This is a genomic window from Arthrobacter sp. efr-133-TYG-104 (assembly GCF_030208915.1).
In the GTDB taxonomy this organism is placed as follows: Bacteria; Actinomycetota; Actinomycetes; order Actinomycetales; family Micrococcaceae; genus Arthrobacter.
The window spans coordinates 1-1,490 of the sequence record NZ_JARVTA010000029.1 but is presented as its reverse complement, the minus strand read 5'-3'; the positions used below and the strand labels follow the sequence as shown (position 1 = coordinate 1,490).

Here is a 1,490-nt window from a genome sequence, read left to right as displayed (position 1 = left end):
GCTGCCCAGAAGGAGTCGCCGGTGCGTTGGAAGCCGAACATGGAGTAGAACACGTAGATCGGGACGAGGGGTTCGCCGTGGGTGGCGTAGGAGGTCCCGGCGGCGGTGAACGCTGCGACGGCGCCGGCTTCGTTGATGCCGGGGTGGATCAGTTGCCCGGCGGGGGATTCTTTGTAGGCCAGGACGAGGTCGCGGTCCACGGAGAGGTAGTTCTGGCCTTTGGGGTTGTAGATTTTCGCGGTCGGGAAGAACGCGTCCATGCCGAAGGTCCGTGATTCGTCCGGGACGACGGGCACGAACCGGGTCCCGAAGTTTTTGTCGCGCATGAGGTCTTTGAGGAGCCGGACGAAGGCCATGGTGGTCGCGGCTTGTTGTTTCCCGGATCCGCGTTTGGCGACGTCGTAGGACTTCGCTTCGGGGAGGGTGACCGGGGTGTGGGTGCGGCGGCGTTCGGGGACGAACCCGCCGAGTTCGTTCCGGCGTTCCATCAGGTATTTGATTTCGGGGGCGTCCATGCCGGGGTGGTAGTACGGGGGCCGGTAGAGGTCCGCGTCGAGTTGTTCGTCCGTGATGGGGATCCGGAGGTGGTCACGGAAGGCTTTGAGGTCTTCCATGGTCAGTTTCTTCATTTGGTGGGTCGCGTTGCGGCCTTCGAAGTGCGGGCCCAGTCCGTAGCCTTTGACGGTTTTGGCGAGGATGACGGTGGGTTTGCCCTTGAATTCGGTCGCTGCTTTGTAGGCGGCGTAGACCTTGCGGTAGTCGTGGCCGCCGCGTTTGAGGCCCCAGATCTGTTCGTCGGTGAGGTCCGCGACCATGTCTTTGGTGGCCGGGTTTTTCCCGAAGAAGTGTTCCCGGACGAACCCGCCGGATTCGGCTTTGTAGGTTTGGTAGTCACCATCGGGGGTTTCGTTCATGATTTTCACCAACGCCCCGTCGGTGTCTGCTTCCAGCAGGGAGTCCCATTCCCGGCCCCAGACGACCTTGATCACGTTCCAGCCCGCGCCGCGGAAGAACGCTTCGAGTTCCTGCATGATTTTCCCGTTGCCCCGGACCGGGCCGTCCAGGCGTTGGAGGTTGCAGTTGATCACGAAGTTCAGGTTGTCCAGGTTCTCGTTCGCGGCGAGTTGGAGCAGCCCGCGGGATTCGGGTTCGTCCATTTCCCCGTCACCGAGGAACGCCCAGACCTGCTGGTCGGAGGTGTCTTTGATCCCGCGGTTATGCAGGTACCGGTTGGACTGGGCCTGGTAGATCGCGTTCATCGGGCCGATACCCATCGACACGGTCGGGAATTCCCAGAAATCAGGCATCAGACGCGGGTGCGGGTACGAAGACAACGCGTGCCCGGCCTTGGACTTCTCCTGCCGGAACCCGTCCAGGTCTTCCTCGCTCAAACGTCCTTCCATGAACGCCCTGGCGTACATCCCGGGCGAGGCGTGGCCCTGGAAAAACACCTGGTCCCCGCCCGAGGGGTGGTCCTTGCCCCGGAAGAA

Annotated in this window: 1 protein-coding gene; it reads right to left on the bottom strand. The window is 62.6% G+C overall.

What is annotated here, in order from left to right:
* A partial coding sequence (locus QRN04_RS16865; protein ID WP_502868821.1) for a thiamine pyrophosphate-binding protein occupies nucleotides 1–1,490 on the bottom strand: 1,490 nt, incomplete at both ends.